The 24,312-nt window shown below is 61.4% G+C and carries 18 protein-coding genes and 1 pseudogene; 3 read left to right on the top strand and 16 right to left on the bottom strand.

Annotated elements, in window-relative coordinates; genetic code table 11:
- Positions 1 to 36: 36 nt before the first annotated feature.
- The 9 genes from QO011_RS15680 to QO011_RS15640 form a co-directional block, all read right to left on the bottom strand.
- Positions 37 to 1,395, bottom strand: a complete 1,359-nt coding sequence (locus QO011_RS15680) for a tyrosine-type recombinase/integrase (RefSeq protein ID WP_307273670.1) — start codon at positions 1,393 to 1,395, stop codon at positions 37 to 39.
- 419 nt (positions 1,396 to 1,814) lie between these two features.
- Positions 1,815 to 2,345, bottom strand: a complete 531-nt coding sequence (locus QO011_RS15675) for a hypothetical protein (RefSeq protein WP_307273667.1) — start codon at positions 2,343 to 2,345, stop codon at positions 1,815 to 1,817.
- Between the two features lie 78 nt (positions 2,346 to 2,423).
- On the bottom strand, positions 2,424 to 3,491 hold the full coding sequence (locus QO011_RS15670; protein WP_307273663.1) for a hypothetical protein: 1,068 nt from the start codon (positions 3,489 to 3,491) through the stop codon (positions 2,424 to 2,426).
- Positions 3,488 to 6,112, bottom strand: coding sequence for an AAA family ATPase (locus tag QO011_RS15665; protein ID WP_307273660.1), 2,625 nt, complete (start codon positions 6,110 to 6,112; stop codon positions 3,488 to 3,490). Before QO011_RS15665 ends, QO011_RS15670 begins: the two co-directional genes overlap by 4 nt.
- 65 nt (positions 6,113 to 6,177) lie before the next feature.
- Positions 6,178 to 7,302, bottom strand: coding sequence for a hypothetical protein (locus tag QO011_RS15660; protein ID WP_307273657.1), 1,125 nt, complete (start codon positions 7,300 to 7,302; stop codon positions 6,178 to 6,180).
- A 226-nt stretch (positions 7,303 to 7,528) separates the two neighbouring features.
- The gene (locus tag QO011_RS15655) at positions 7,529 to 8,593 is read right to left on the bottom strand and encodes a BsuBI/PstI family type II restriction endonuclease (RefSeq protein ID WP_307273656.1); all 1,065 of its coding nucleotides are present in this window, start codon (positions 8,591 to 8,593) and stop codon (positions 7,529 to 7,531) included.
- Positions 8,590 to 10,389 carry an HsdM family class I SAM-dependent methyltransferase gene (locus tag QO011_RS15650; RefSeq protein WP_307273654.1) on the bottom strand — a complete coding sequence of 600 codons (1,800 nt, stop codon included), beginning with the start codon at positions 10,387 to 10,389 and terminating at the stop codon, positions 8,590 to 8,592. Before QO011_RS15650 ends, QO011_RS15655 begins: the two co-directional genes overlap by 4 nt.
- Positions 10,386 to 10,715 carry a HigA family addiction module antitoxin gene (locus QO011_RS15645; RefSeq protein WP_307273653.1) on the bottom strand — a complete coding sequence of 110 codons (330 nt, stop codon included), beginning with the start codon at positions 10,713 to 10,715 and terminating at the stop codon, positions 10,386 to 10,388. The genes QO011_RS15650 and QO011_RS15645 overlap by 4 nt, the downstream gene beginning before the upstream one ends.
- A gap of 460 nt (positions 10,716 to 11,175) precedes the next feature.
- Positions 11,176 to 11,415, bottom strand: coding sequence for a MerR family transcriptional regulator (locus tag QO011_RS15640; protein ID WP_307273651.1), 240 nt, complete (start codon positions 11,413 to 11,415; stop codon positions 11,176 to 11,178).
- 60 nt (positions 11,416 to 11,475) lie between these two features.
- On the opposite strand from QO011_RS15640, the gene QO011_RS15635 reads away from it, so the two are divergent.
- From QO011_RS15635 to chrA, 3 genes are all read left to right on the top strand, one after another.
- A complete protein-coding gene (locus QO011_RS15635; RefSeq protein WP_307273650.1) occupies positions 11,476 to 11,652 on the top strand; it encodes a hypothetical protein in 177 nt (58 codons plus the stop codon).
- Between the two features lie 260 nt (positions 11,653 to 11,912).
- Complete coding sequence (locus QO011_RS15630) at positions 11,913 to 12,269, top strand: PadR family transcriptional regulator (protein WP_442358303.1); 357 nt, start codon at positions 11,913 to 11,915, stop codon at positions 12,267 to 12,269.
- A complete protein-coding gene (gene chrA, locus QO011_RS15625) occupies positions 12,266 to 13,486 on the top strand; it encodes a chromate efflux transporter (RefSeq protein ID WP_307273647.1) in 1,221 nt (406 codons plus the stop codon). The genes QO011_RS15630 and chrA overlap by 4 nt, the downstream gene beginning before the upstream one ends.
- Positions 13,487 to 13,764: 278 nt before the next feature.
- On the opposite strand, the pseudogene QO011_RS42525 reads toward chrA, so the two are convergent.
- The 7 genes and pseudogenes from QO011_RS42525 to kdpA form a co-directional block, all read right to left on the bottom strand.
- Positions 13,765 to 14,019 (bottom strand): annotated as a pseudogene (locus QO011_RS42525) (TetR/AcrR family transcriptional regulator C-terminal ligand-binding domain-containing protein); the annotation flags it as partial.
- Positions 14,020 to 15,262: 1,243 nt separating this feature from the next.
- The gene (locus QO011_RS15620; RefSeq protein ID WP_307273645.1) at positions 15,263 to 16,231 is read right to left on the bottom strand and encodes a magnesium and cobalt transport protein CorA; all 969 of its coding nucleotides are present in this window, start codon (positions 16,229 to 16,231) and stop codon (positions 15,263 to 15,265) included.
- Between the two features lie 79 nt (positions 16,232 to 16,310).
- A complete protein-coding gene (locus QO011_RS15615) occupies positions 16,311 to 17,039 on the bottom strand; it encodes a response regulator (RefSeq protein WP_307273642.1) in 729 nt (242 codons plus the stop codon).
- A complete protein-coding gene (locus tag QO011_RS15610) occupies positions 17,011 to 19,698 on the bottom strand; it encodes a DUF4118 domain-containing protein (protein WP_307273639.1) in 2,688 nt (895 codons plus the stop codon). Before QO011_RS15610 ends, QO011_RS15615 begins: the two co-directional genes overlap by 29 nt.
- A gap of 53 nt (positions 19,699 to 19,751) precedes the next feature.
- Positions 19,752 to 21,716, bottom strand: coding sequence for a potassium-transporting ATPase subunit KdpB (gene kdpB, locus QO011_RS15605; RefSeq protein ID WP_442358305.1), 1,965 nt, complete (start codon positions 21,714 to 21,716; stop codon positions 19,752 to 19,754).
- Between the two features lie 131 nt (positions 21,717 to 21,847).
- Positions 21,848 to 22,531, bottom strand: coding sequence for a potassium-transporting ATPase subunit KdpC (gene kdpC / locus QO011_RS15600; RefSeq protein ID WP_307273633.1), 684 nt, complete (start codon positions 22,529 to 22,531; stop codon positions 21,848 to 21,850).
- Positions 22,532 to 22,542: 11 nt separating this feature from the next.
- On the bottom strand, positions 22,543 to 24,246 hold the full coding sequence (kdpA, locus tag QO011_RS15595) for a potassium-transporting ATPase subunit KdpA (protein ID WP_307273629.1): 1,704 nt from the start codon (positions 24,244 to 24,246) through the stop codon (positions 22,543 to 22,545).
- Positions 24,247 to 24,312: the final 66 nt, after the last annotated feature.

Below are 24,312 nucleotides of genomic sequence, written 5' to 3'. Positions count from 1 at the left end.
CCTGCACCCGAGGCGTATTTGATGTTCTCGGCGAAGCTAAGCGGCCAGCCGCTGCTCTTTACCGCCTTGCTCGTCATCGTCACCGGCCGCCTTCTGGAGGAAGCGCGCAAGCGCGGCCTTTCGTGATGCCCGATCGAGCGCGTAGGCGGTCTGCTTGAACGCCTTCCCATCCAGCAGGCCCTCGATATAGCCGGCGATCGTGTCCGCCGCCATGATCAGGGCCGTGTCGAGCGTGTGGATGTATTTGCTTGTCACCGACCCCTTCGCATGGCCGACAAGGGCCGCGATCGTCACTTCCGTGAAGCCGAGATCGTTGCCGACGCTCGCGAAGCTGTGCCGCAAGACGTGGGGCGTGACGTCCGAGAGCAGTGAGTCCTTGAAGATCTGCTCCCAATGGTTGGGGAAACTGCCGAACGCATTGTCGTCGCCGTAGCCGGGGAAGACATAGGTGCCGGAGGCTGTCTTCCGACGCGCTTCGAGAAACTCGATAACAGGCAGACCGATGGGACGGACCGAGGTGCCCTCCTTGCTGTCGATCAGCCGCAGGCAGCTCCCATCGGTATCTGCTTCAGTCCACATGAGACCGATTATCTCGCTCCGGCGGCAGCCAGTCAGCGCGATCTGACGAATGATCTCCACCGTCGTCGCGTATTTCTCGTCTTTCTCCGCTACGCGCAGCATCTCGCCCAGCGTCCGGTACTCCGCTTCCGTGAGCCGGCGGGTGCGGACGTTGTCCTTCGGCTTTCGCAGGCCGTGGGCCGGATTGATCGCGATGATGCCAGCTTCGACAGCGTAGGTGAGGATGCCACCGAGGAGCCCGACGGTTCGCGTGGCCGTTCCGGCCCCGCCGCGGACGATGGCCTTGCCGCGCAGCTTCTTCGTCTTCACCGAGACTCGCGTCTTCCCGGCCATGATGTCCTTCAGGACCTTGTTGATGTCGGCCTTGGTCAGATCCTTCACGCGGCGCGTTCCCAGGAGCGGAATGATGTGCCGCTCGATGCGCCCGGTGTCCGTTACGACGGTCGTCGGCTTCTTGGGCCGTCCGCCCTTCCCCAGGATGAGACCTGCGTTCAGATCGTTGAGATACAGCGTGCAGAGCTCTTTGACCGTTATGGCCTTGTGATCGAGCTGGCGCTCCTCGGCGGGATTATCGCCTTGGGCAACACGGCCCAACTGGACCTTCGCTTCCTGTCTCGCGCTTTCGGCGGTCCAGACACCATGCAAGCCGATGGTGTAGCGGCGCGAGCGGCCCAGTGCTCGGTATTGAAGGACGTAGCTGCGCTTGCCGGAGGCGAAGACACGCAGGCCGAAACCTGGTAGCTCGTCATCCCAGATGACGTAGTCTTTCTCGCGGGATTCGGCGGCGTCGACGAGCCGCTTCGTGAGCTTAGCCATGGGAATTCTCCCGTCCAAACTCCCATTCTCGCGTAAGCACCACGTAAGCAGCCGGACGCAAGTCGGAGCGTGTCCGAGGGTACGTCAGGCGAGCCGAAATTTCAATTTGTTTAGTAATTACAGTATCATAGCGCATCGGAGCGAAACCCATCGAAAAGCGTCGAAGGGCAGGTTAAATTGCTCCGAAGGTAGAGGCCTCAGGTTCGAATCCTGATGGGTGCGCCATCTCCCTCCTGGCCTGGCTCAGGGTCGAGCGGTTGCTCCCCATCACTCTCGAACAACCCGTCACGAATCCCTTCGGATTCATACTCTCATGGGGCGTCGAGGAGTTTCCCCGCCGAAGGAGTTGGCCGAGACGGAGGCTCCGGGCGGGAGGCTCTCACTCACTGGGGACACCACACGATATTCGCGGTGCGCAGTCATTCAGGAACGGTGAGCAATCCCTTGACGGAAAACAGCTCGACCGTGCGCATGAGGATGGCGCTCGCGTGAGTGAAGTTTCCGAGCTGATCCTTGAAATAATAGCTCCACTTTTCGCCATGGAAGAGGTTGTTCCGCAGGCGGTAGACGATGATGAGTAAGGCCAGAATGATCTCTGCGGCGCCCGTTTGAGCTTCACTTAAAACAGCCTCGACCTCGGCACGGCCGCCGTTCTGGCCCGGGTAGAAGCGTAACGCCTGGAAGCGATGGTTGAAGCCACTACCGTCGCGGTAACGCGCGGTGAAGAACGCAAGAGCCTCCTGAAAGGGCTCAACATCCAGGCCAGCTCCATGGTTCGCGGCCTGGGCGACTCGCGCGCGGAAACCGCCAATGCTGGCATTGTTTGCCATCACTCGTGCTTCGAAGAAGCTCCAGAGCAGAGAGAACTCGTGGATTGCTTGGCGCTCTTCGGGCGCTAGGTGAGCATAGCCTTCGGTATTGGCATTGAGCCATGCCTCAACAGGTGACATCAATCTTCCTTCTTGCACTCGTTTGGCAACTTACGCCCAGTTGACAAAACGATGATCGGGCACCGGGGAAATTCACCCTCATTCGTAGGGCAGCTCTCCGAACAGCCCGATCATGAGATCACCGTCGTACAGAGAAAATGGAATCTCGACGTAGTGGTCGGGATGGCGCGGAAGAGCGCGCCCGTCGTTCGGGCCATTCTTGGTATGGCCGCGGATGTGTTCGCCATTCTCCTTTATGTAGGGAAGCACTACTAACCGGCCGTGGTTGGTGGAGAGAATTGTGCCCTCTTTCCAAACCGTCTCCCCTTCGGCTTCGCGCGTTGAAGAAGTCTCCTTCACCTGCCAGCCAATGCCCCCGTCGGCCTCGTACCAAAAGACGATGCCATTCGAAACCAGGACGCGTTCTCCTCTCGCGAGCGCTTCGGCGAGCAGGCGCTGCACGCTTGCAAGCTGGAGCAATTGATTAGCGCGCGGCAGCAGGATTTGTCTGATCCTAGCTTTCGTTTTGCCCCAATGCATGGTCGCGCTGAGATCGAAGCCATTCGCAATCTTCGCGCGTTCGGCGGTCAGGGCCGCCTTCTCACCCGCGAGATACGGTCTCGACCAGATGCCGTCGTGCCCGAGGAACAACAAGTAGTGTGCCCAACGGTTGTTCGATCGACCGACCTTGGCGACCTTGAGGTAGGGCATAGCCGCAAGCTGATCCGCGAGATCGGCACGATAACGCTCTGCCTCCGGTGCGAGCTTAAGCGAATCGGCGTTCGGCTGCTCGTCGCCAGCATGACGACGCAGGGCTTCGGCGAGCATCAGCGCCTCTTCATCCTGCAAGCGCTGCTTGGCCTGCAAGGCTTTGTCGACCTTCAATTGCAGGGATCGCTTGGCGACAGGGTCCATCGCACGATTAGAGAGCGCTGCCCGTAGGGTAGGATTGAGCGCGGTAGCGGCTGCGATGGCGGCATCCCGATCAGGATAGTGGTCGGCAAAAACCGAGTCGTTCTCGCCTGGCACCATGCGCTCGCGCCAGATCGGAGCGAGTTCAGCTTTGTCGACAAGCTCCTGCATGAACCAGCGTTCGTGCAACGGGCGGTAATGGGGCCAGACCGCGAGAATGGTATCGGACGCTCGCTTCAGCTCGGACCACTTCATGCCGCTTTGTCCTGACGGGTCCGCACGTCGGCGATCCATTTTTCGAGCACATCGATCTCACTCTCGATAAGCGCCGGGGCGGGCAAGCGTGGATTGATCTCACCAGGCTGACTATGGAGGAGCGCTGAACAGCGCCCAAAGGCCTGCCGCATCACCATGCAATCAGCGTCGGTGAGCACCGTCAGTTTGATGAGCCCCGTCGTGTCGACCTTGCGCGACAAGCGGCGGATCACCGGCCCTACCGCTTCCTCGACGGCGCGTTCCCATGTGGTACGAAGTTGATCCTGGAAGGACGTCACCTCACGAAGCCACTTCGCCTGATCGCCGCGCTCGTGATGGATTTTCACGTTCGCAAGATGCGCCTTCATCCCCTCGATCACTTTGTCGAGCGGCATGACGCTGGCCGGCGGCTCCTGGTGACAATAGCCGGCGTTGTCGGCGCCGCGGCTGATCAGCCGATAGGCCACCGGTGTCGCTTCCCGCTCTTTGGTCGCCCGGCAGGCTTCATCAAGAAGGAGCAGGAAGGCCATATCGTGGGTGAAGACGATCACCTGCCGAGTCTGCCCGGCCTCGGCCAGTCGGGCGGCAACCTTGTCGCGGTGTAGATGGTCGAGTGAGGAGACCGGGTCGTCGAACACGATCGCCGACTGGGCGTCGATGGTCGAAAGCTCCGCCATGAAAGCGGCGAGCGCCACGCAACGATGCTCGCCTTCGCTCAGGACTTTGCCGACCGGCTCGCTCGGTTTGTTGATGAGCCGGACCTGGAAGAAGGGAACGCCCGCGCTGGTTTTCGCCTGCTGAAGTTCGATGGCAAGACCGGCGACGCCGAGCTTGTTTACCTCGATGGCGAACTGGCCACGCAAGCGGTTGGTGACGAGCGCCTGCGCGATACGGGCACTCTGGGTCGTGATCTTGTTCGTCGCCGTGTCCTTGTTGGCCTTCTCGATCGCCTCGACCGCCTTGAGGCGTTCGATCTGGGCCAGCACATCGGCTTTCACCACACCGAGCCATTTGCGGTCGGTGAGGCCATCACGCTCGGCGATGAGCGCCACCCGCTGTGGAGAATTGGCCTCCGCCTGGAGGCCGGCAATGCGGGCGGCGATATCATCGAGCACCGTGCGCAAAAGAGCGACGGAAGGGACTGCTGCGGGCGGAAGGGCCAGCATCGCCGCCAAGTGGTGAGTTCTGAGAAGCGCGCGCAGCCGCCAGGCCAGTTGCAGGATTTCACGGCGAAGAGTTGCCGCCAGTTCTTCCTGGCCAATGTCATCCCGTATCAGGGCCACGATTGCCAGCAGATCGGTCATCGAGACGGCCTTCGACGAGACCTCCTCGCACTTCTCACTGTAGGCGTCAGCGGCTTCCTGCTCGCGGCGCTTGCTCTCGTCCTGAACAAAGGTCTCAAAACTGCGGAGCCGCTGCGCGGCCTCCTCGCTGAGCGGCTGTAGGCAGAGGACGCAATGGGCGCCGCCTTCCGTTACCGGAAACGGCCGATCCGGGTAGGCAGATGCGCGCGAATAATCGCGGGCGGCCTCCCACAAGACCTTCCAAACCTCAGAACCAATATCGGGCAGCGGTTCATCGGCGAAGAGATTTGCGGATGCGGCTACGGCGGCGGAGCGCGCATTCGACAAATGCGTGTGGGCTTCGCTGAGCTCTGTCCACGTTTCATCCGTGGCGACCGCAGCCAGGTGCTTGAGCTGGCTGACAATAGTCTTGATGCGGTTTTCCTGGCCCTGGAGCTGACGAACGGTCCGGGTGGGATCACTTGAGAGATCTGTTGTGAGCGTCTGGAGGCGTGCTTCCTCGTCGGACGATAGGCCGGCGAGGTTCTCGATGTCTTCCGGTTTGGTCTTGCCCGACAGCCCGGTGATCAGCTTGCCGACTGCAGTGTCCTGCTTGCATTCGGGTGTGGAAAGGACAGCCGGCGTCTGCTCCTGGAGCGCCTTAATCTCCGCGGCCAGCTTGGCCTTTACGTCCTGACAGGCCTGCGCGAGGCCGGCGAGAATGCGGAGCGGAAGCGGAGTGTAGGCGAGATCGTTGGTGTTCTCGACATGGACGTTGGCGGTTCGGGAATCGAACACGCTCACGGCGGAAAGCATGGCGTCCGGCGCGCTGCCCTGGGTCCACGACGCGCTTCGATTCTGTCCGCCGATAAAGAAGTCGATACTGGCGGCGGGAGTGCCGGGGCTAGCCGCATAGATGTTGGGCAGGATCGCGTCGCCTTTCGGCGAACGCGCACGGCAGAGCTGTTTGAGAACGCGGGCGTAGCCAGATTTCCCTGCGCCATTGTCACCATAGATGACCGTGAGACCGACCTTTCCGAAGGATAGCCGCTCGCCGGACGCGAGGGCGTTGACATGCGATAGGCCGTGTAGGGCACCAAGGCTGACGACGGCGTGGCTGGCCGCCGGGTCCCGGACGTGGCTGGCGTCGAGGGGGGCTGCCTGTTCGGTGGCTTTGCAGATGCCGACAAGCGTCGTGATATCGGCGCTTTCAAGCTTGGGCTGACTACACAGCCGCCGCAGCGCATCGCGCTGCCAAGCCGGCAAATCCGCCGACCATTTGAGAATGTCGGCAAGAGCTGCTGCTTCGTTAGAAAGATCGCCGTCCTGTCCGTCCATGATTCCCCCTGACCTTTACTGCCCCCAAGGCTCAACTTCCGCCTTCGGTTCTTGCCATCAGCATCTCATACTCCCCCGATGATGCGGCGTTCTTGCCCCAGCGGCACGATCCATCCGCCCGCGCGGTCCGACCGTGCAAAGTCATCTGGCTGCGTGGTCTCGGTCAACCGGCCCCGCACTGCCTCAGGCTCGGCATCGATAGCGGCGCGGATGAGATCCCGGTCTATCCCGACGAAGATCGGTCGGAGATTAAGGCGAGCGAGCACTTCCTGATCGGTGCCGGAGATATCGGCATCGCTTACAGGTCCGGCGCGGGTGACGATTCCACCGACAAGCCCGCCGATCGAGCCTGTCTTCTCAACCTCACCCACCGGGGCGGCATCAAGTAGCGATCGTGCCGTCTGGAGATCCGCCCGGAGCCGGTTGGCGAATGGCTGATGGGTCATCCGCTTCAGGACATCGGACAGTTCGGCATGCCCAAGTGGCCGGATTAGATTGGCGATGTGGAGGCGGAGCAGCCCAATGAAGAGTGCGTCTTTTTCCTCTGGCTTAATCGGCTCGCCCTCGTCCTCGGGGTCCTTGACTGAGAGATGGGCATCGGCCGGGCCTGAGACGGCCATGCCCCAACGTGTCGCAACAGCGATGCGCTTCACTGTGACTTTCCGGCCTCGGGCCGTCACATCAATTCGCGCGGCCTGCTTCCAGGCGCGGGCCAACGCCGCTGCCGGGCCTCCTGCATCATGGCAGCCCTTGGCCTCCGCGACGGTTAGGGAGGATAGGTCGGAGGCGCAAGCAATCCAGTCAGGCAGATCACCTCGGGACAGACGCGTGATCTTCACCTTTCTGCGCCCGTCGAGATCGATTACGCGACTGCCGAGATGCGCGAAGATCGACAGGTTGAAATACCGTTCGAGATAGGCGCGCGCGATAAAACGCCCGAACAGGCCAGATAAGGCCACCTTCACCTCGCGGGCCTGACCTAGCGGCTCCTTGAAGATGAAGGGCGTCCCAGAACCAGTAGGGGTGAGCAGCGCATCCAGAATGGACCATGCGCCATAAGCTGCACCCGGCGTTTGCAGCACTTCCCGAATACCTGCGTCCTCGATGGCCACTACATCTAGGTCGATGGTGGGGCCGCTGACGGGATTGGCGGTTGGGGGGTCAAAGCTGTGCAGGAAGGTTCTTGTCATAAAGCCAGCGCTCGGTCAGTTCACGTGCTCAATTGCGCTGGCTATGCGATCGATATTGGCCCCGCGCCCTCCGACCGCCTTCGCGGCGGCGTGGGAGGTCGCGGTGAAGGAAAGCACCTTCCTAGCTGTACACGGGGCGAATGCTTCTCGGGTGGTGTCGGCCTTATGCGGCGGGCACTCCTGCGTGCCGCCCCTGCCAGCGATAAGGCGCACGCGAACCATGCTGTTAGCCTCCCTCGATTTGCAGTGGCTTGCCGCTGAACACCACGAGATTGTCAGGCTCAGATGCGAACCAGGCATAGCTACCCCAAGCTAGACTGCTGACAGTTTTGCGGAATGTCGGTGAAGCTCGATCAAGATAAGCGGTCACGAACGCCACGTGCTGTGGCGCAAACCCAGCCCCTTCTGCAATTTGCAGGAGTGCCGTCTTGCGCGCATCGTTGACGGGACCGTCCGTGTGCACGACCTCGACGAAGATCAGCAACGGGTGCGACGGGCCGAGGTCGACCAGCACGATGTCGGGCAGGCTTCTATCCGCTGGGATCGTCAGACCGATCGCCTTGGCCAGCTCGTCATCGCGCGCCACTACCTTATTGCCACTCTCGCTCAGGGTGATGACCCCCGGCTTTTGCAGGAACTTCGGCGCGAAAACTTCGATCACAGCCTTGGAAACGTCGGCGCTCGGTCCGGTTGTCATGCGCCGGGTTTCGCCGTTAGGAAACGTCACAAGTTCATAAGCGCCTCCACCGGCTGCGCCCCTGCGAACGATCGCAATTCGGGCGAGCGCGCCCGCGTTGAGATGTTTCTCCCGCCAAGCGGCCGCTTTCGCAATGAACGTGGCTTCATCAAGACCGGGCGACAGCAGGCCCGCGAAGTCGGCCTGCAGAGCATAGCGTCCGGCTGGCGACGTAGTGGAAAGGCCGGGACGCTCGATCACAGCGCTATTTTGGATCAGGGCATATCGGATCGTGTCATCGCGGATCGATTCCCGTGTATTCACCGCGTACCAGCGGCCGGGGACGTCCGCCTTGCTTGGCTTGATGGAAGCCTTTGCCCATGCGTCGCGTGCATCGTCACCCGACTGCGCTGCCTGTTCGTCAGTCATGCGCGTGACCTGATCAGGGCGAATCCATCGGTCTGCGCCTTCGACCGCGCCCGCGTAGAGCATGACAAAGATCGTCTTGGCCGCGATTTCCCAGATTGAATGCTCGCGGTTCTGCAAGCCTTCTGGGAATATTTCCGGCAAGCGTGCGTGGATATCCTTCCATGGCAGGACTTGGGGGAGCGTCATGCTTTGAGGCCATAGAGGCCGCGCAGAGCCTTCTCGATGGTCGCACGCGGAGAGTCCTTCGCGACAAGCCGCTCGATTTGCGCCATGGCCGAGGCAGGCGGCAGCGGAATGGCCTCCAACTCAAACGCCGACACGGCGACGCTCCCGCTGATGCAACGGAACACCTGATCGACCACATCGCTGTTGAGCACGGCGGCAACGGCGGCGGGGGTCACTTTCGGCTTTCCGATAGCGCGCACCATGTTCAGGTGGTTTTCGATGATCACTCCGCCCTGCGCATCAATGAAGGCCTGCGGCAATTCGGCGGCGATGAGGCGCCGGGCCTGCTCCTTTGCCGTCGTGCGCTGCACGAGGACGCAACTCTGATCTACGACGAGCCAGTCATCGCCCGATTCTGTCTTGAAATAGGGTGCATGGTTCTTCTTCTGCGCACGGAAAACGAAACGCCCGTCAGCTGTCACCGCCTCTGCCCAGATCAATGGAAGTAGCCCACGGGCGGCGCGGGCGCGCATCTGCGGCTTGAATCTGTTCCAGACAAGCGGGCCGGTCGAAACGCCATATCCCCAATCGGAAAGGCGCGCGGCCATGCCCTCTGCCGCCTTAATGAGCTCGACATGGCCAGGTTCGCGAGGCGCGAGCCAGGGCGCGCCAGCGTTCTCCGGCAGCCCGACTTTTCCATTCTTAGTGAGGCGTGCCTCGCGCTCGTTATCAACATTGAGATAGTGGACTTGGAAACGGTCGCGCTTTCCGTCCTTGCGGTAGACCGCCAGCAGAGTTTCCTGCAGTACATCCTCGAAGACACCGCGGCGCGCATGGACGAAATCAATCGCGATGGGCGGAGCCTCGGCCGCGAGAAGCTGGCGCAAGGCGGTGTAATACTGCCCGCCTAGAACGCTTGTGGGCGTCAGATAGGCGATGATACCGCCCGGCCGTGTCCATCGCAGCGCAACGTCAGTGAACACGCCATAGATGTTGGCATGGCCGTAGAGGCTGCGTGCATAGCGGGCGCGTTGCGCAGCCGAGAGGGTCACGCGCCCGTACGGCGGATTGCCGATCACCAGATCATATTGCGCCACGGGCAACTCTTCGAGCGTGTCACAGACTTTCACGAAGACCGGTGTCGCGCGGCCGCTCGCCATACTGAGATCAGATAGGAAGATTTCGAGCGCAGCCTGTGAGAGCGATGCCGCATGCGGATCAAGCTCGAGGCCCGAAAGACGGGTGCCGAGCTGGGCAAGGACAAAAGCCGGCTCGCTGCCTTCAAGCGCCTGGCGCATGCGCGCGGCGGCTTCCAAAAGGAAGGCGCCACCGCCGCTCGCCGGATCGAGCACCCGCGCACTTGACCAGTCAACGCCGCTTTCGTCGGCGAGATCGAGTAGGCGCTGTGTCAGTGCCGGAGGCGTGTAAAATGCGCCGAGGGCGCTGCGCTCCCTCCCCGGCAATAGGGTCGTGTAGAGGCTGGTCAAGAAGTGCCCGCCTTCCAGGAGGGGCAGCATAGCCGCCTCGCGCCCAATGGACGTGGCGAGCTGGCGCGCGGTCGCATCGAGCTTTCCGCGAACTGTCATAAAGGGCGGACTGAGGCTCAGCCGAGGTGCCACACAGGCGGCAAATGCCTCAATGGCTGCCCGCGCGAAAAGGGCTGCTTGGCTAGTGCGGCGCGTCTCCGGGATCGTTTCTGCCCAAGCCCGAGCCATGACGCGGGCGCGCGCCAATTCGACGCGCTTGGAGTCTATGGTAACGGCCGTGTCGGCTGTCGCCGGCTTTTTCAAGCGTGCGGCTGATCTGGAATTTGTCATCTCTTCCCCCCCGTCCGCGCCCTAGCCGCTTTCGGCTTGAAAGGCGCTACCTTGATTTCGTCCGCCCGTTTCCGAACTTCCGCAATGTCAAAGCTGGTCTGCATCTCCATTAGCTGCTCGATAGGCACGCCAAAGGCCTTCTCAATGCGAACCGCCATTTGGGGCGTCAAATCCGAGCGGCCGTTAAGCAAAGCCGAGAGTGCCGGCCGGGTCACGCCGAGCACCTGTGCGGCATCCGTCACCGACAGGCCGTTGGCCTCGACAATCTCGCTTTTGACGAAACCGCCAGGATGGCCAGGCTCTATTGTCCGGGCTGCAGCTCGCATATGACCGCCTCCTTACCTTTGCGGCTTTATCGACTGTGCTCTGTAAAGAGTCGCTTTACAAGTCTTTTGTTCCATTTTTGTTCACGATCTTTCGGCCGCCGCGCGTTCGCGACAGGAATACAGCGGTGATTACGCCGTCAGAACCGCCTCACTCGAAGGAGTGCGACTCGGCGGGCATCCTGTCGCGGGTCGTCGCGATCCATCTATTCTCCAATGGCAATGGTCGACACGCACGACTTGCGGCTGATCTTCTGGCTATCAGCCGTGGCTGTGAACGCTTCACCTGGGGCGCGCCGATCTCGTTACAGCGGCTGAGACTCGCGCCCTCTACATCGCGGCGCTCCGATCCGCTGACAATCATGACCCCTCACCATTGCCGCCTTCGCTCGGTCTTAATCTCCATGAAGTCATTGGATGTTTCGACGAAAATTCTCGGCAAACTGCATAAAGAACTCAAAAGTTAGTCAACATGATTCGCGATGAGATCCTCAGTGACCTCCGCCAGCGCATCAAGCGCCTTTTGTCGGATATCGAGCTGATGCTTCAGCTCCAAGACGTCCTTCAGCCGTACGATTCGATGCGTACCAACAGTGCGGAACGGCAAATCGCCGATTTCCATCCGATGGACCACGAGCGATCGCGAAATGCCAAGCACTTCTGACACCATCGTAGGGCTCAGGCCTTGGTCTTCCGCGACCATTGCGACGTGCTCATCCTGCACACACGCACGATCGGCCACGTCGGCAGCTAGGAGGATATTATGTCCCCGGTCATGAGCCTTGCCGCCCACGACCTCGCCAACATCCGGCGCGATCAAGTGCTGCTCAACATCATCGGGCTGATGCTGGTGATCGTGGCCATCGCAGACGCCTTGCGCGCTTTCGGCTACTTCTCCGACTGGTGTGTTACGATCCAGCTCCTTCTGCTTCTCGGCTAATCTCGGGCTGATGCCCACCTGATGGTCCGCCCATAGTTACATATCTCGCATCTGGATCTTTCGCCTGCCTATGTCGGGATGGGGTGTTTGTTCGGCGCCACGGCATTGGGCCGTCGAGCGGCTTCCCATTGGTGCTGAGCAGCTTCAATCAGTCGTAGTGGCTTTGGCGGGCCTCGAATGCTCCCATGTCTTTGTCTTTTCGGTGTAATCGATTTTCGATATCGTAAGTCGATAAACTGCGAATCAAGAAGGCAGATGACATGACAGGGAGCCGGCCAGAGCGCGCGGCGGCTGAAAAAAGGCGGCGGCAGGTGATGGAGCATCACGACCTGCTCTCAGGCCTTGTCCGTCTGCACGTCCTCCATCACGCGGCCGAGCACGAGATTTACGGCCAGTGGATGATCGAAGAGCTGGCGCACCACGGTTACCGCCTGTCGCCCGGCACGCTCTATCCGCTGCTGCACAAGATGGAACGTGACGGCTACCTCACATCGCGCTGGGAGCGCGACGGCCGCACTGTCCGCAAGTTCTATTCCATTACCGACAAGGGACGGGCGGGCCTTGCCTTAGCCAAGGAACGCGTCCGCGAATTCACCGGAGAGGCGATAAAGCGATGACGGACACGACGAGCCACGACCAGAGACAAATCACCAGAGGCTCGGCCGCCGAGGTACTCGCGGCCTTCCTCAAGCTCGGCCTCACGTCCTTCGGCGGACCGATCGCGCATCTCGGGTATTTTCGGGATGAACTGGTGCTGCGGCGTAAATGGATCGACGAAAAAGGCTATGCCGATCTTGTGGCGTTGAGCCAGTTCCTGCCTGGCCCAGCATCAAGCCAAGTGGGCTTCGCCTTGGGACTGCTGCGCGGCGGTCCGCTCGGCGCATTTGCTGCTTGGGCGGCCTTTACGCTGCCGTCGGCCATCCTCCTCACCCTGTTTGCCCTCGGAGCGGCGGCGTTTGGTGGTCCGGTCGGAAGCGGTATCATTACCGGTCTCAAGATCGTTGCCGTCGCCATCGTGGCGCAGGCGGTCTGGGGCATGGCAAAGAACTTATGTCCGGACCGAGAGCGGGCCACCATCGCCCTGGGAGCAGTGCTGATCGTCGTCCTTCTGGCGGGCTCGCTCGGGCAGGTGGCAGCGATCGCAGCGGGAGCCGCAGCGGGGCTGCTGTTCTGCCGCAATCATCACGAAGCGATCACCAGCCACATCAACTTCCCCGTCTCGCGGACGTTCGGGGCGATTTCGCTCGCTCTCTTCTTCGCTCTGCTCTTCGGGCTGCCTATCGTCGCGACCGCCACGTCTTCTCAAGGCCTGGCCGTCTTCGACTCGTTTTATCGGGCCGGTTCGCTCGTCTTCGGCGGTGGACATGTCGTGCTGCCGCTTCTCGAAACGGAGGTGGTGCGAAGCGGGTGGGTCAGCCACGACCAGTTTCTCGCCGGCTATGGTGCGGCGCAGGCCGTGCCAGGGCCGCTCTTCACCTTCGCGGCCTATCTGGGAACCTTGTTGGGGCCGGCGCCCAACGGCCTCATCGGAGCGAGCATTGCTCTGGTCGCAATCTTCCTGCCAGGATTCCTGATCTTGCTTGGCGTCATTCCGTTCTGGGACAGCTTCCGCAAACGCGACAGCGCGCAAGCGTTGATGCGCGGTGCCAATGCCGCCGTCGTCGGCATTCTCGGCGCAGCGCTCTACGATCCCGTCTTCACCAGCGCCATTGTCGGCCCGCGTCAGTTTGCCTTGGCACTGTCGTGCTTCGTGCTGTTGATGGCGTGGAAAGCTGCGCCCTGGATCGTCGTGCTCATCGCCGCAGCGGGTGGCGTGCTGATTGGCGCCACCTGACGGCAGTCGCAGCCGAAGAAAGCCACAAATCCCGATCTGGACACATCTGAGGAGCCGTCGCTACGGAACAATTAATCGTAGTAGCTTCGGCGAGTCTCGGATGCTCGCGGCGGCGTTCGCGGGCCGCGGATTAGAGTATCATAGTGCTCCAGCGGAAACGTAGTTATCAGTCTCATCTACGCTGGAGCGCCACCTCCCCAACCTACATTGGCTTCCGCCGACTGACGCCCGCATCCGGCATCGCTTTTTTTGTTTAAGCTTCCCCGCTTATGTATCGCCTATGGCCCAGCCGACCTTCTGCGGTAACAGGTCTGCCGTAGGACAGCGATGAGGTAGGCTTCGATCTCAGCTTTAGTGCTCGTGTTGGGATAGGTCGTGACGTGTGTTGCGACCGCGCCGGCGAGAATTTGCTGAATGATTTCGAGATCCACATCGGGAGGGAAATCACCCCGATCACGGGCCTGGCCGAGGACAGCGCGAATCCATGCGTTCCGGTGTTTCAGGCTGGCGTTCCAGTACGCCTCGCGGAGATCAGGATAGTGCGGGAGCGTGGTATTAGGCGGCGTATGAGATTAGCTGTCTCGATCGTAGCGGTACGCCTTCCAATCATCCCCCCAGAACGGCACGAGGCCGCTTGCGCGGCAGTAGGCATTGTATCTGCGGTAGAATTCGCGGTCCTGCTTCAGGCGCCGTTTGCGCGCGGCGAGGCAGCGGCGAGCGCAGGCAGGGAGTTGCCCTCGGATCGCTCTCATGATGACTGCAACTCTCCAAGTCATCCTCGGTCGCCTTAGCCAATCCTGGAGTCGGCAGCTCAAGCGCGTGTCAATTGACGCCTCGCGGCCACCACATCCAGAGCTTGAACACCACGATCGCGCCAATGACGACAACGATGCTGATTAGGATGGCCAGAGCCTTCGCAACACGGATGGTCACAGCCGCAAACGAACCGGGCTTTGGCGCCGACGATCTGTCGGCGAGCGCGCCTTCCGACGCGCTTGGTTGCGGTCCAGGGTGGTTATTTGCGGCATGAGTCGTGAGGGACGATGGAAAGCGCGGTGACATAGCTGCATTCCCCGACCTGGAAGGCCGATGACTGCGAGTGATAGGAGCTATGGCATAAGAACAGTATTTAATATGCTTGCCATGCGTAAGGCCGGCATAAACATCTCGAAGACAACCATCCGCAAAATACGTTAGGTATTAGGCGTCACGATACAGCGTGGATCTATTTCGTCGCGCCGACCTGAGTGGACCAGTCGGACGAACGGATTTGCCGACGTTCGGCGGAGCGAACGTGTTCAATAGATTTTCTCGCCGCCGCCGAACTGCATCGACAGCTGGTGACGATGTGCCTTGCGCACTTGGGAGTGGCGGCGGAATAGGCAAAACCCGCGATCGAACGGCAAGCGAGGCGCCGTGCAGGCCCTTGGGCGCGTACATCTACGAAGTAGATCCTCGCGCAGCCTACCGTCTGCGCCGCTGCCTCATGAAGCCACCAGGGGGGCCGGCGCCGGCAAAGCCAATCCATAAAGCTCGCAGATCAGGCTGCGACACTCCCAAAGATCGTGGCCGCATGCGTGGGGTAGTAGACGTGATCGCTATCGTGGGCCACCTTATGGCAAGGACTTCGGAAGCACCCGCAGTCCAATGCCCGAGGTAGTCAGCCACAAGGCCTCGTTCTAGTGGTTGAATCCATCGGTGCGCAGCTTTTCATGCCGCCCTAACGCAAACATCGCCGCGAGCAGCGCGTAATGGTCAGCCAGGTCCTTCCGCTCGTTAGAGCCATCGGGCCTTTTTGAAACGGGCGAAGAGCACCATGCAGATGACGCAAATGCCCCCAACCACCGTGAAATAGCCGTACCTCCAGTGGAGCTCCGGCATGTTCACGAAATTCATGCCGTAGATGCCCGCGATGGCGGTGGGAACCGCAAGGATGGCGGCCCATGCTGCGAGCCGGCGCGTAATCGCGCCCTGCCGTTGCTGCTCCAGCAGCGTGCTGGCCTCGAACACCGACGACAGGACCTCGCGCAGACCCTCCACCATGGCGCCGACATTGCGCACATGCCCCCGGACGTCCCGGAAGTAGAGGCGGACCTCGGTGTCTATGCAGGGCAGGTCGTGATGCTCAAGCCGGCTGGCGACCTCTTCCATGGGCGCCAGCAGTCGCCGAAATCGCATCAACTCCCGGCGCAGGTTGAAAATCCGGGTGACCTCCTGACGGCTTAGGAAGGCGTCGAGCGCATGCTTCTCCATATTCAGCACGTCCTCTTCAATCGCCTCCACAATGGGAACGTAGCCGTCGACGATGAAGTCCAGGAGTGCATGCAGGACATAGTCGACGCCGTGCCTCAACTGGCCGGGCGAAGCTTCCAGATGAGTCCTCAGGTCGGTGTGTGCCCTTCCCGAGCCGTGACGCACGGTGATGATGTGCTGGGGGCCGACGAAGATGTCGGTCTCACCGTAGAGTATCTCGTCGTCCTCCAACTGGCCGGTCCGCGCGACGACAAAGAGCTGGTCTCCGTAGACGTCGACCTTGGGCATCTGTCGCGCGTTGAGGGCGTCTCCCACCGCCAGTGGGTGGAGTTGGAAGCGCTCGGCCAGGATATTCAGTTCGGCTTCGCTGGGCTCGAGCAGGCCGATCCAGACAAACTCACCAGGTCCGGTCTTGAGGGCGTCGATGCGATCCAGCGAAACGCTTCGGACCCGTGTTCCCCCTGCATAAACATAGGCGGCGATCACGCTCATGCGGGGGCGCTCCGTACTAACTGAAATGCTGAATTGGTCGCCTAGCCCTGCGGCTGGTGGCGCCGGCGATGAAGCGGCGCTATTGGTCGCCGGAGACGGCGGCTTCCTGGACCTCCAGCCCGGAAAGCCGGTAGCCAACCTGCAACTCGGTGATGAGATGGACCGGCTGCGAGGGCTCGTCCTCAAGCTTTTGCCGAAGCTGGGCCATGTAGATGCGGATATAGTGTGAACGCTCGGCGTAGCCCGGCCCCCACACCTCCATAAGCAATTGCCGATGGGTGAGCACCTTGCCATGCCCGCGGATGAGTGCTGTCAGCAGCCGGAATTCGTTCGGCGTGAGATGCACCGGCTCGCCTGCTCGCGCGACCTCGTGGGTTGCGAGGTTGACCGTGACCTGCCCGAACTTCACCACCGGCGAGGCGGTAGGGCCTTGTGAGACCGTGCTTGCGCGACGCAATTGCGCTCGCACGCGCGCGAGCAGCTCGGGTACGCCAAAGGGCTTCGTCAGATAATCGTCGGCACCAGCATCCAGCGCTTCGACCTTCTCGGTCTCCTGCTCGCGGGCCGAGAGCACGAGAATGGGAGCGGAGATCCAGTTCCGAACCTCACGGATAAGGGTCTTGCCGTCCCCGTCCGGCAATCCGAGATCGACAATCATCAGATCCGGCTTCCGACTGCCCGCGTTAAGGCGCGCTTCCTCGGCCGTGGTTGTCTCGAAGACGTTCATGCCCTCCTTTTCGAGCGCCATGCGAACAAAGCGACGAATGTCGGCTTCGTCCTCAACGATCAGAATGCGCGGCTTGATCATACAAAGATTCACTTTCAATCTCCGGAGGGGTGCCGAGCGGCAGCCGGATTTCAAAGACAACGCCACGCGGCTTGTGCGCTTCCGCCCTGATCGTCCCTCCATGGGCGGCGACGATACTGCGACACAGGGCCAAGCCGAGGCCAACTCCGGCGATTGACGATTCCTTTTGCCCCCGGGTGAAGGGCTCGAAGAGCGCCTCGGGATCCGTCGTCGGCAGGCCTGGCCCATCGTCCTCGACGACCAGATACATGGAATCGCCGGAAGCGCCGCCGCGAATGGTGATGGTGCTCGTCGGCGGCGTATATTTTGCAGCGTTGTCGAAGAGATTGATCAGGACACGCTCGATTAGGGGAGCGTCGACCTCCACGAGCGGCAGATCGGGTGGCAGGACGGTTCGAATTGCCCTTGGTTTCAGTATCGGGGTTGACTGGCCCAGCGCGCTGCCGACGATCTCACTGACCGAGTGCCATTCCTTATTGAGATGCACGCCTTCACTCTGCATCCGCGCGAGGTCGAGGAGGTTGCCCACGAGGCGTTTCAGTTCGTCGGCCTGGATACGGATAGAACGCGCGAGACCGCTTCGATCCGCCTCGGGAAGCTCCTTCGTTCGCTCGAGCGTTTCGGCTAGTCCGCGTATGGCCGTCAGCGGAGTCTTGAGATCGTGCGACACCGCCGAAAGGAGGGTATTGCGGAGCTTCTCGCCCTCCATGCGGACCAGCGTATCCTGCGCGACGTCCACGAAATGGATGCGCTCAAGCGCAAGGCCGATGGTCGAACAGCAGGCGTCCAAAAGGCGTCGGTCATCCGGGTCGTTCGATAACCGCTCACCGGCCGGCAGGATGGCGAGCACGCCTCGAGTGGCCATCGAAGCCTTCAGGGGCAGGTACAGGGCATCGGCGGCGCTCAGCGTCTGTGTCCCAAGGCCCGCCTCCTGGGCATGGTCGAAAGCCCATTGCGCGACGGACAGGTCGACCTGGCCGGTAGCTTGAGATGCGACGAGGCCGTCCTTCTCGTTGGGTATGAGGAGAACGACCTGCGCGCCGATTAGAGGCGTGATGGCATCCCGGCATATCGATACGACCTGTTCGACCTTTATGACGCTAGACAGGTCGCGGGCGATGCGGGCCAGCGTGGACGCCCTGCGCTCGCCAGCGCGGGCCACTCTGGCTTCGGAACGCATACGGGCGGCAAGTTGGCTGATAACTATCGCCACCGCAAGCATCAGGGCAAATGTGAATAAGTACTGTGTGTCGGTGACGGCGAAGGACAGGCGCGGTTCGATGAAGAAGAAGTCGAAGCACGCAACGGACAGCAAGGCAGCCCAGGCGCCAGCGACGCGGCCGAGACGGATCGCGACGAACACCACCGTCATCAAGAACAGCATGACGACATTGGACGGATCGAAGACACGTAGCAGCCAAGCGGCAAGCGCCGTCGTCGCGCCGCAGGCGAGCGTCGCAATGGCGAGCGCCTGCGCATAGCTTTGAGACGTATCCGTTACCTTGCGTTTGATCGCGGGACGGACGTCATCTACGCTGAGCAAAATCAGGCCCATCTCCGGGCCTGCACGCGCGATTCTTTCTTGAAGCCGCGATCGGAAGGGTATGAATTGCCAGCCGAGCGGATTGCCGACGATGAGCTTCGTGACATTGCGCTTGCGTGCGTAGTCCAGAAGGGTTTCGGCGACATCCTGCCCGGGGACATTCGCAAATTCCGCTCCGGCCGCCTGCGCCGCTGCGGCGATATTCAGCAATGTTTCCCGCGCTCGGGTATCGTCGCCGTGATAGGGCTGGTCGATGTGGACCACGATCCACTTGGCCTGCAGGCGCTGAGCGAGCCGGGCGCCTTCGCGAACCAGCTTCTCCTGCGAGCGGTCCGCGCTGACGCAGACCATGAGCGTTTCCTGGGTAGGCCAGACCGTTTTGACGGCATGGGAAACGCGGTAGCTCCGCACGTCGGAGTTGACGCGGTCGGCGACGCGCCGAAGCGCCAGCTCGCGCAGAGCGATCAGGTTGCCCCGGCGGAAAAAATTCTGGCGAGCGCGCTCGATCGAAACAGGTAGATAGACTTTGCCTGCACTCAGCCGCGCCAGCAGGTCGTCCGGAGGCAGATCGACGAGCACGACATCGGTTGCGGCGTCAAAAATGCGATCGGGAACGGTTTCCCGCACACGCACTCCGATGATGCCTCCGACGATGTCGTTGAGGCTATCGAGGTGCTGGACGTTCAGGGCGGTATAAACGTCGATGCCCGCGTCCAGCAGCTCTTCGACATCCTGCCATCGCTTGGCATGGCGGCTGCCGGCGACGTTAGTATGCGCCAGCTCGTCGACCACCAGGAGCTTGTATCCAGAAGCGAGCGCCCCATCGAGATCGAACTCCGAGGTGGGCCTTCCATTGCCGCTCACCGTCGTGCGCGGCAGAACGGGAAGGCCCTCCAACATTTCTTGCGTGTCTTTGCGTCCGTGGGTTTCGACAATCCCGATCCCGACCGCGACACCCTCGGCATGAAGCTGGCGGGCCGCCTGCAGCATCGCGAAGGTCTTGCCCACCCCCGCGCAGGCGCCGAAGAAAATCTTCAACTGCCCGCGTTTGGAGCGATGGGTTTCATCCTTCACGACCTCCAGCAGGTCGTCGGGATCAGGTCGTTGATCCTTCATCGGTGCTGCCTAACCTCAAACCTGCGCTCCACCTCTGTTCAAGGGAATACCTGTCAGAAGAAGGGGGTGAGCAGGATGTCGATCAGCTTTATACCGACAAACGGCGCGATGATCCCCCCCAATCCGTAGATCAGCAGGTTACGGCTTAGCAGGCGCGCCGCCGGCTCAGCCCGATAGGCCACGCCCTTGAGGGCGAGCGGGATCAGGACCACAATGATCAGCGCGTTGAAGATCACCGCGGATAGGATCGCGGACGCCGGGCTGTGGAGGCCCATGATGTTGAGGGCTCTGAGCGGAGGATAGGTCGCTACGAACGCGGCCGGGATGATGGCGAAATATTTCGCCAGATCGTTGGCGACGCTGAACGTCGTCAGCGCGCCGCGAGTCATGATCATCTGCTTGCCAACTTCAACAACCCGGAGAAGTTTCGTCGGGTTGCTGTCGAGGTCGACCATGTTACCGGCCTCCTTGGCGGCCTGCGTGCCGCTGTTCATCGCGACCGCCACGTCAGCTTGCGCCAGCGCGGGGGCGTCGTTTGTGCCGTCGCCAGTCATGGCGACCAGCCGGCCCTCCGCTTGATATTCACGGATGAGACGCAGCTTGTCTTCCGGCGTCGCTTCGGCGAGGTAGTCATCGACCCCCGCTTCGGCGGCGATCGCGGCGGCGGTGAGCTGGTTGTCGCCCGTGATCATCACGGTCTTGATGCCCATGCCGCGCAGCTCGGCGAAGCGTTCCTTGATCCCGCCCTTGATGATGTCCTTTAACTCGATGACGCCGAGAACTTTGGCGCCGTCGCTGACGACCAGCGGCGTGCTGCCGCGCCGGGAAACTTCGTCAATGATTTTGGCGACCTCCTGCGGAAACACGCCTCCCGCCGCCTCGACATGCGCGCGAATTGCGCTTGCCGCACCTTTGCGGATTTGGCGGCCATCGATGTTTATGCCGCTCATCCGCGTGTGAGCGCTGAAGGCGATCGCCTCCGCGCCGTGAAGCTCGCGGCCGCGCAGATCGAACCTCTGTTTCGCGAGCACGACGATCGAACGTCCCTCCGGTGTCTCATCCGCCAGCGACGCGAGCTGGGCGGCGTCGGCCAGTGTCTGCTCGGGAATCTGCGGTGCCGGAATGAACTGCGTGGCTTCGCGGTTCCCGAGCGTGATCGTGCCGGTTTTGTCCAGCAGCAGAACGTCGACATCGCCGGCCGCTTCAATGGCGCGGCCGGAGGTGGCGAGCACATTAGCCTTGATCATCCGGCTCATGCCTGCGATGCCGATCGCCGAGAGCAAGGCGCCGATGGTCGTCGGGATCAGGCAGACGAGCAGCGCAATGAGCACCGTGATCGTGACGACGGAGCCGCCACCGGCGACGATCGTGCCGAAGCTTGAGAATGGCAGAAGCGTCACGCAAACGAGAAGGAAGATCAGCGTGAGCGCGACCAACAGGATGGTGAGAGCGATTTCGTTCGGCGTCTTCCCGCGCTTCGCGCCCTCGACCATGGCGATCATTCGGTCGAGAAACGCTTCGCCCGGCTTTGCCGTCACGCGCATGACGATCCAGTCGGACAGAACCCGCGTGCCGCCCGTAACGGAGCAGAAGTCGCCGCCAGATTCGCGGATCACGGGGGCGGACTCGCCGGTGATTGCGGATTCGTCGACCGAAGCTGCGCCTTCGATGACCTCGCCGTCGGTGGGGATTATCTCACCAGCTTCGACCAGGACATAGGCGCCCACATCCAGCTCATCATTTGGTTGCGGCCAGGACTCGCTGTCACGGTGGGGCTCCTTGAGCATGCGAGCGACCACCTTCTGGCGGGTCGCCCGCAACGCGTCCGCCTGAGCTTTGCCGCGGCCTTCTGCCAACGCCTCCGCGGCATTGGCAAAGAGCACCGTGAACCACAGCCACGCCGCCACCGAAAAAATGAAGATCGCCGGAGCTTCGCCTTTGCCGGTCAGCGCCTGGATCCACAGCAAGGTGGTGATGATGCTGCCGAGGTAGACGACGAACATCACCGGGTTCTTCATTTGAACACTCGGTGACAGCTTCCTGAACGCCTCGCCGATGACCGAGGTCCAGGAGACGGGCTTTAGAGCGCCGGCCGTACCTGCGCCGTGCGGCGCGGTTGTCTCTACGTAGGACATGATGCCACCTTGCTTTATTGCGCGGCGGGACGGGCCGGAACGGCCGCATCGAGCGCGAGATTGAGATTGAGAACATTGACCCGCGGATCGCTGAGAATCCCGAACTGGCGGTCAGTCGTGTTCTGATCCACGAGTTGCAAGACCGCCTCTGTCGTTAATCCCCGAGCTTTGGCAACGCGTTCAGCCTGGAGCCTGGCGTTGGCGATCGAGATATCCGGGTCGAGGCCAGAGGCGGATGCTGTTACCGCATCCACTGGCACTGGCGCATCAAGGGCAAGGCCGTTCTCTTGCCGGTAGGCTTTCGTTCGCTCGGCGACTGCGTCAAGCAACTTCTTGCTGATTGCACCCTGGTTGCTGGCACCGCTGAGCGCGGCGTTGTACGGCTGGTCTATCGTCTTCGATGGATCGCTGGGGTCCGTTCCGGACGTGGCGCTCGGGCGTCCGTGGAAGTACTCCGGCTTGGTGAAGTACTGGCCGATCTGCCGCGAGCCGACCGCTTTCCCGTCCTTGACGATCAGGCTTCCATTTGCCTGATCGGGGAAAAGGATGTTGGCGACGCCAGTGGTTGCGAGCGGGTAGACGATGCCGGTCACCACCATGAAGAAAGCGGCGGAGACCAGAACGGGCCGGACAAGACCCTTGAACGCCGATTGCGACGCTGACGAGGAAGCGTGGATAATAGCTTGTTCGTTTCTCATGAGAGCGGTCCTTAGAATGTCGTGCCGGTGAGCATCATCAGGTGCTCGACGACCGGGCCGAGCGCGAGCGCCGGCAGGAAAGTCAGGCCGCCGACGACCAGCACCACGAACACCAGCAGGCCGGTGAACAGAGGCGTTGCGGTCGAAAGCGTGCCTGGGCCTTCGGGAACCATCTTCTTGGCCGCTAGCGAGCCTGCGACAGCCAGCATCGGGAGCAGGGTGAAGAAGCGGCCGATCAGCATCGCAAGGCCGATCGTCGTGTTGAAGAACGGCGTGTTGGCGTTGAGGCCCGCAAAGGCTGAGCCGTTATTGGCCGTGCCCGACGTGTAGGCGTAGAGCACCTCGCTGAACCCGTGCGGCCCCATATTTGCGAGGCTGTTAAGGGTCGACGGCACCAGGCAGGCCAGGGCCGTGAAGCCCAGGATGCTGAAGGGATGCGCCAGCACGGCGATCATCACGTACTTCATCTCCCTCGCCTCGATCTTGCGACCCAGGAATTCGGGCGTGCGACCGATCATCATGCCGACAAGGAACACCGTCAGGATGACGTAGGTGATGAGGTTGATGAGACCGACGCCGTCGCCGCCGAAGACGTTGTTGAGCATCATCTGCGCGATCGGCACGAAGCCGCCCAGCGGCGTCAGCGACGAATGCATGGAGTCGACCGAACCGGTCGTCGCTGCAGTCGTCGTCGTCACGAACAAGCTGGTCTGAGCAATGCCGAAACGAAGTTCCTTGCCTTCCATGTTGCCGCCTCCCTGAAGGGCCGACTGCGTCTGGTCGACGCCAATCGAGGCTAGCAACGGATTACCACCATGCTCGGAGCCGTAGACGAGAGTGAGGAAGCCAACGAACATTATCAGAAAGGCGGCAAAGAACGCCCAGCCCTGCCGACGACGCAAGATCATCGCGCCGAACGTGTATGTGAACGCCGACGGGATCAGCAACATGCTCAAAATGTGCAATGTGTTAGTGAGCGGTGTCGGGTTTTCGAATGGATGAGCCGCGTTCATGCCGAAAAAGCCGCCGCCGTTGGTACCGATGTGCTTGATGGCTTCAAGGCTGGCCACCGGCCCCAGAATCAGCTGCTGCTTGGCGCCCTCCAATGTCATTACGATTGCGTCAGCGCTCAGCGTTTGCGGCATGCCCTGCCAGACGTAGACAATAGCCATGCTGAAACAGAGCGGCAAAAGCAGACGATAAAGAACTCGCGTGAAATCGACCCAATAATTGCCGATATCGGCGCTCTTCTTGCGACTCAGCCCACGGATAAAACCACCGGCAGCTGCAACGCCTGTAGCCGCGCTTATCGACATCAGGAAGGTAATAACGGCCATCTGAGAGAAGTTCGAGAGACTCGACTCGCCCGAATAGGCCTGCCAGTTGGTGTTCGTCGTGAACGACGCGGCGGTGTTGAAGGCCAGGTCCGGCGTTTGCGCCGCACGCGCCAGCAGATCGCCGGGCAGGAAATCCTGTACGCGCAGGATGACGTAGCCCAGAAGCATCATGGCGGCATTGCTGAGAACCAGCACCATGCCGTAGCGCTTCCACGACATCTTCTCCTCGGGGTCGACCCCGAGGACCCGATAGGTCCCCCGCTCCAGGAAGTTATGCGATGGACTTGAGAAGAGATGCGTCATCCATTTCCCGAGAACCACGACCAAGCCGGTCATGATCGCGAGAATGAAGACGAATTGAGTGATGTCTTGAGTCATGTGAACGCCCTCAAATTCGATCCAGGGCCACGATGAACCCTGCTGTGATTGCGAAGAAGACGAGCG

This window comes from Labrys wisconsinensis (genome assembly GCF_030814995.1).
GTDB classification, from domain to species: domain Bacteria; phylum Pseudomonadota; class Alphaproteobacteria; order Rhizobiales; family Labraceae; genus Labrys; species Labrys wisconsinensis.
Note: the sequence above shows the minus strand (reverse complement) of the source record. Positions and strands in the feature narration are given on the sequence as shown.

Excerpts from the sequence above, each read along its gene's own strand:
- QO011_RS15665 (WP_307273660.1), bottom strand. The coding sequence starts at position 6,112 with ATGGACGGACAGGACGGCGATCTTTCTAACGAAGCAGCAGCTCTTGCC.
- QO011_RS15635 (WP_307273650.1), top strand. The coding sequence starts at position 11,476 with ATGTCCCCGGTCATGAGCCTTGCCGCCCACGACCTCGCCAACATCCGG.
- QO011_RS15645 (WP_307273653.1), bottom strand. The coding sequence starts at position 10,715 with ATGCGAGCTGCAGCCCGGACAATAGAGCCTGGCCATCCTGGCGGTTTC.
- QO011_RS15660 (WP_307273657.1), bottom strand. The coding sequence starts at position 7,302 with ATGACAAGAACCTTCCTGCACAGCTTTGACCCCCCAACCGCCAATCCC.
- kdpA (WP_307273629.1), bottom strand. The coding sequence starts at position 24,246 with ATGACTCAAGACATCACTCAATTCGTCTTCATTCTCGCGATCATGACC.
- QO011_RS15655 (WP_307273656.1), bottom strand. The coding sequence starts at position 8,593 with ATGACGCTCCCCCAAGTCCTGCCATGGAAGGATATCCACGCACGCTTG.
- QO011_RS15650 (WP_307273654.1), bottom strand. The coding sequence starts at position 10,389 with ATGACAAATTCCAGATCAGCCGCACGCTTGAAAAAGCCGGCGACAGCC.
- QO011_RS15615 (WP_307273642.1), bottom strand. The coding sequence starts at position 17,039 with ATGATCAAGCCGCGCATTCTGATCGTTGAGGACGAAGCCGACATTCGT.
- QO011_RS15680 (WP_307273670.1), bottom strand. The coding sequence starts at position 1,395 with ATGGCTAAGCTCACGAAGCGGCTCGTCGACGCCGCCGAATCCCGCGAG.
- chrA (WP_307273647.1), top strand. The coding sequence starts at position 12,266 with ATGACGGACACGACGAGCCACGACCAGAGACAAATCACCAGAGGCTCG.
- QO011_RS15675 (WP_307273667.1), bottom strand. The coding sequence starts at position 2,345 with ATGTCACCTGTTGAGGCATGGCTCAATGCCAATACCGAAGGCTATGCT.
- QO011_RS15630 (WP_442358303.1), top strand. The coding sequence starts at position 11,913 with ATGACAGGGAGCCGGCCAGAGCGCGCGGCGGCTGAAAAAAGGCGGCGG.
- kdpC (WP_307273633.1), bottom strand. The coding sequence starts at position 22,531 with ATGAGAAACGAACAAGCTATTATCCACGCTTCCTCGTCAGCGTCGCAA.
- QO011_RS15670 (WP_307273663.1), bottom strand. The coding sequence starts at position 3,491 with ATGAAGTGGTCCGAGCTGAAGCGAGCGTCCGATACCATTCTCGCGGTC.
- QO011_RS15620 (WP_307273645.1), bottom strand. The coding sequence starts at position 16,231 with ATGAGCGTGATCGCCGCCTATGTTTATGCAGGGGGAACACGGGTCCGA.
- QO011_RS15640 (WP_307273651.1), bottom strand. The coding sequence starts at position 11,415 with ATGGTCGCGGAAGACCAAGGCCTGAGCCCTACGATGGTGTCAGAAGTG.
- kdpB (WP_442358305.1), bottom strand. The coding sequence starts at position 21,716 with ATGAAGAACCCGGTGATGTTCGTCGTCTACCTCGGCAGCATCATCACC.
- QO011_RS15610 (WP_307273639.1), bottom strand. The coding sequence starts at position 19,698 with ATGAAGGATCAACGACCTGATCCCGACGACCTGCTGGAGGTCGTGAAG.